Raw genomic sequence first — 4,574 nt, forward strand, 5'->3', positions numbered from 1 at the left:
AGAAGAGCAGCAGCCCCTGGAAGACGCGAGTGACCTTGTCGGAAACCCCGAGCGAAAGCTGTGCTGCCTCGCCGCCGAGATAGGTCAGCGCCAGCACCAGGCCCGATGCGATGATGCCGAGCGGATTGAGGCGGCCGAGGAAGGCGACGATGATGGCGGTGAAGCCATAGCCCGGCGAGATCGCCGGCTGCAGGTGACCGATTGAGCCGGAGACCTCGGCTATCCCAGCAAGGCCGGCAAGAGCGCCCGAGAAGAGAAAGCTGAACCAGATCATCTTCTTCGACGAGAATCCGGCAAAGCGCCCTGCCCGTTCGGATTGGCCGAGCACGACAATCTCGAAGCCTTTCAGCGTATAGCGCAGCATGAACCAGGCACCGACCGCCGCAATGATGGCGAAGATGAAGGCCCAATGGGCGCGGCCCGACTCTTCCCAGATCGCCGGCAGCACTGCTTCCGGCGCGAAATCGCGCGAAACCGGAAAGTTGAAGCCCTTCGGATCGCGCCAGGCGCCGCGGATCAGCCAGTCGAGGAAGAGCTGGGCGATATAGACCAGCATCAGCGATGTCAGGATCTCATTGGTATTGAAATGCGCCTTCAGCAGCGCCGGAACGGCAGCGAAAAGCGCACCGCCGAGCGCACCCAATATCAGCATCAGCGGCAGCACGATCGGGGAATGCCAGTCGTAGAAGATGATCGGCAGAAAGGAGCCGGTGATGGCGCCGATGGTGAACTGGCCTTCGGCGCCGATATTCCAGTTGTTCGAGCGGTAACAGACGGCCAGGCCGACGGCGATCAGGATCAGTGGCGCGGCCTTGATCGCCAGTTCGTGCAGCGACCAGACCTCGAGTAGCGGCTCGATGAAGAAGGCTTCCAGTGCGGCGATCGGGTCCTTGCCGAGCAAGGCGAACATGATGGCGCCGAAAGTGAGCGTCAGAACAAGGGCGAGGAGCGGCGAGACGAAGCCGAAGAGCTTCGAAACGTCTGGGCGTTTTTCGAGTTCAATGCGCATGGGCTGCCTCTTCAATGCGCATGGGGCGCCTCCGGGGGAGAGCTGCTCTCGTGCAGCCCGCCCATCAGCAGACCGATCCTTTCCCGCGTCAGTTCGCCGGCCGGGAACGGGCGGGAAAGACGGCCTTCGCAGATGACGGCAATATCGGTCGCCACTTCGAAGATCTCATCGAGATCCTGGCTGATGACGACGACGGCCGAACCGCTTCTTGCGAGATCGACGAGCGCCTGGCGGATGCGGCTTGCAGCCCCGGCATCGACGCCCCAGGTGGGCTGGTTGACGACGAGCACCGCCGGCTGACGGTCGAGCTCGCGCCCGACGATGAACTTCTGCAGGTTACCGCCGGACAAAGAGCCGGCGGCCGGGTCATCGCCGCTCTTGCGGACATCCATCGCCTCGGAAATGCGCCTTGCGGCGGACTTCACCGCCCCGCGGCGGATCATGCCGAGCAGGCCCAGAAACGCCTTGCGGTCCGACTGGCTGCGGGCAAGGACAAGATTGTCCGACAGTTTCATGGCGGAGACGGCGGCGTGGCCGTGGCGCTCCTCCGGCACGAAGCCGGCGCCGAGAAGACGGCGGGCGGTAATGCCCTGATTGCCGACCGGTTTCTTGCGGATGACGATCGCCTCGGCCGAGGCGACCGGATATTCGCCAGACAGTGCATCGAAGAGCTCGCTCTGCCCGTTGCCCGCGACACCCGCAATGGCGAGGATCTCGCCGGAGCGCACCGCCATCGAGACATCACGCAGCGACATGGCGAAAGGGGTGCGCGCGGCGACGGAAAGGTTGGCGACGGCAAGCTGCACCTCGCCCCGGTCGCTGCGCTCCGGATGCGTCACGGTCGCCACTTCGCTGCCGACCATCATGCGAGCGAGCGAGGCAGGCGTTTCCCGCTTCGGATCGCAGGCGCCGGTCACGCGGCCATGACGCAGGACGGTGGCGCGATCGCAGATGCGCTGCACCTCCTCCAGCCGGTGGCTGATATAGAGAACCGAACGCCCTTCGGCGCGCAACTTAAACAGCGTCTCGAACAGCTTGTCGGCCTCCTGCGGCGTCAGCACCGAGGTCGGCTCGTCGAGGATGATGAGCTTCGGGTTCTGCAGTAGCGCGCGGACGATCTCGATGCGCTGACGCTCGCCGACCGAGAGATCGGCGACATGGGCATGCGGGTCGAGCGGCAGGCCGTAGGCGACGGACAGCGCCCTCGCCTCCTCGGAGATTCTGTCGATCGGAATGGCGTCATCGAGCGACAGTGCGATGTTTTCGGCAACCGTCAGCGCCTCGAACAGCGAGAAATGCTGGAAGACCATGCCGATGCCGAGCTTACGGGCTTCACCGGGCGACGCGATCGCGACCGGCTGGCCCTGCCAGAGGATATTTCCGCCCGTCGGCTCGAGAACGCCGAACAGCATCTTCACCAGGGTGGATTTGCCTGCACCATTTTCGCCGAGAAGCGCATGAATTTCGCCCGGCGCGATATCGAGATCGATTTCATTGCAAGCGGCAAAGCCACCGAAGAACTTCGTCAGCTTCTGGACCGATAATAACGCACCGGAATCCGGCACATTCAATGGCGACACGTTCCCCTCATTTCTTCTGCCAACCGGTCTGTTCGGATCTCATGGAATCAGCAGCGTCGTTCCTGTTGTTTTTCTTGTTTCCAGATCCACGTGAGCCCGCCCAACCTCACGCAGCGGATAGGTTTGATTGATATTGATACGCACTTTGTTGCTTTGCACAATATCAAATAGCGCGTTGGCACTGTCGATCAGTTCCTGACGCGCGGCAATATAGGTGAATAGCGTCGGCCGAGTCGCAAAGAGCGAGCCCCTCTGCGCCAGAGCCGCGAGGGTAAAATTCTCGATCGGCCCGGAAGATTGGCCGAAGGAGGCAAAAAGGCCGCGCGGCTTGAGACATTCGAGCGACTGTGGAAAAGTATCCCGGCCGATCGAATCGTAGACGACATCCACCCCCTTGCCGCCGGTGATGTCGCGGACACGGTCGACGAAGCTATCGCTCTTGTAGTTGATCACATGATCGTAGCCATGGGCGAGCGCCAGCTCGATCTTGTCTTCAGAGCCCGCCGTGCCGATGACGGTGGCGCCGAGCGCCTTTGCCCACTGGCCGGCGATCAGGCCGACGCCGCCGGCAGCGGCGTGCAACAGCAGGACCGTCTGCGGACCGACCTTGAAGGTGCGGTTCAGAAGATATTCGGCAGTCATGCCCTTCAGCATCATCGCCGCCGCCGTTTCGAGTTCTACGCCGTCAGGCACATGCACCAGATGCCGCGTCTCGATATTGCGTTCGGCGCTATAGGCGCCGTCGGCGCTGGCATAGGCGACACGGTCGCCGACCTTGAAATCCTCGACGCCGGGGCCGACCGATGTCACGGTGCCGGCGCCCTCCTTGCCGGTGACGAAGGGCAGATGCGGGGTCTTGTAGGTGCCGTTGCGGAAATAGACGTCGATGAAATTGAGACCGACCGCCGCCTGCCTGATCTGCACCTCACCCGCCGAGGGCGAGGGAAGATCGATCTCGACATAGTCGAAAACCTCCGGCCCGCCCGTCCTCGAGAATGAAACCGCCTGTGTTTTGGTCATCTTGCCTGTCCTATGCTTCGCGTCCAAGGGCGGGGAAGAATTGCAGCACCGCGCCGATGACGTAAAGATAGGCTCCGGTCACGATGAAGAGAATGAGCGCCCATTCGGGTGTGTCGAAATGCATCAGCAGCGAAAATATCCCCAGCGCCGACCACAGGAAAAAGACGCCGAGATTGAGCGGGCGCAGCCTTTTGACCCGGACCGGGTGGAGGAAATTGATCGGCAGAAAGGTCAGCACCACCGAGACGATGACAACAGTGAGCGCCGTCGTGGCGCTGGCATCGATGACGAACAGCGTGAAAACGATCATGTTCCAGACGACGGGGAAGCCGGAGAAGAAATACTCGTCCGTCTTCATGCCCATATCGGCATAGTAGATGGCGCTGGAGACGACGATCATGCCGGCGGCGACGAAGGACCAGGGCTCGCCGATCATGCCGCTCTGATAGAGCGCGAAGGCCGGCAGAAGCACATAGGTGACGTAATCGATGATATTGTCGAGCGTATCGCCTGACCAGTTCGGCAGCACTTCCTTGACGCGCACCTTGCGGGCGATCGGCCCGTCTATGCCGTCAACGAGAAGGGCAAGTCCCAGCCACCAGAACATGTCGATGAAGCGGTGCTCGGCGGCGGCAACGACGCCGAGAAAGGCAAGGAAGGAGCCGGATGCCGTCAGGATATGGACGGAAAAGGCGCGCATCTCCGCATAAGGAACACGCTTGTAGTTGAAAATCTTCATATTCCCCCGACCGCCCTATCGCGCTCGCCCCGGCAAGCATCTTTTTTTCGCCACCAACGCCCAACCCTGTTGCTGAATCGGGTCCGACGCCGTAGGTCTTTGTTGTCGCACCGTTTTTGCCGAAACCGGCATCCGTTTCCGGCGTGCTGCTCTACTATGCATCCTTTGCCGGGCTTCGCCAGCGGGAAATACGACATTCCCCACCCGCCCCCTGCTCCCCATTGAA

The 4,574-nt window shown here is 61.8% G+C and carries 4 protein-coding genes; all 4 read right to left on the minus strand.

Annotated features, from left to right (window positions below; all coding sequences use genetic code 11):
• Positions 1-1,009, minus strand: a 1,009-nt coding sequence (locus FY112_RS01380; protein ID WP_151517454.1) for an ABC transporter permease, incomplete at its 3' end; no start/stop codon positions are given.
• A gap of 11 nt (positions 1,010-1,020) precedes the next feature.
• Positions 1,021-2,589 (minus strand): ABC transporter ATP-binding protein, encoded by a 1,569-nt coding sequence (locus FY112_RS01385; RefSeq protein ID WP_094086000.1) that lies wholly within the window; start codon positions 2,587-2,589, stop codon positions 1,021-1,023.
• A 39-nt stretch (positions 2,590-2,628) separates the two neighbouring features.
• Positions 2,629-3,609, minus strand: a complete 981-nt coding sequence (locus FY112_RS01390) for a quinone oxidoreductase (RefSeq protein WP_094086001.1) — start codon at positions 3,607-3,609, stop codon at positions 2,629-2,631.
• Between the two features lie 10 nt (positions 3,610-3,619).
• Positions 3,620-4,348 (minus strand): phosphatidylcholine synthase, encoded by a 729-nt coding sequence (pcsA, locus tag FY112_RS01395; RefSeq protein ID WP_012757415.1) that lies wholly within the window; start codon positions 4,346-4,348, stop codon positions 3,620-3,622.
• Positions 4,349-4,574: the final 226 nt, after the last annotated feature.

It is taken from the genome of Rhizobium sp. PEPV16 (genome assembly GCF_008919455.1).
In the GTDB taxonomy this organism is placed as follows: Bacteria; Pseudomonadota; Alphaproteobacteria; order Rhizobiales; family Rhizobiaceae; genus Rhizobium; species Rhizobium leguminosarum_Q.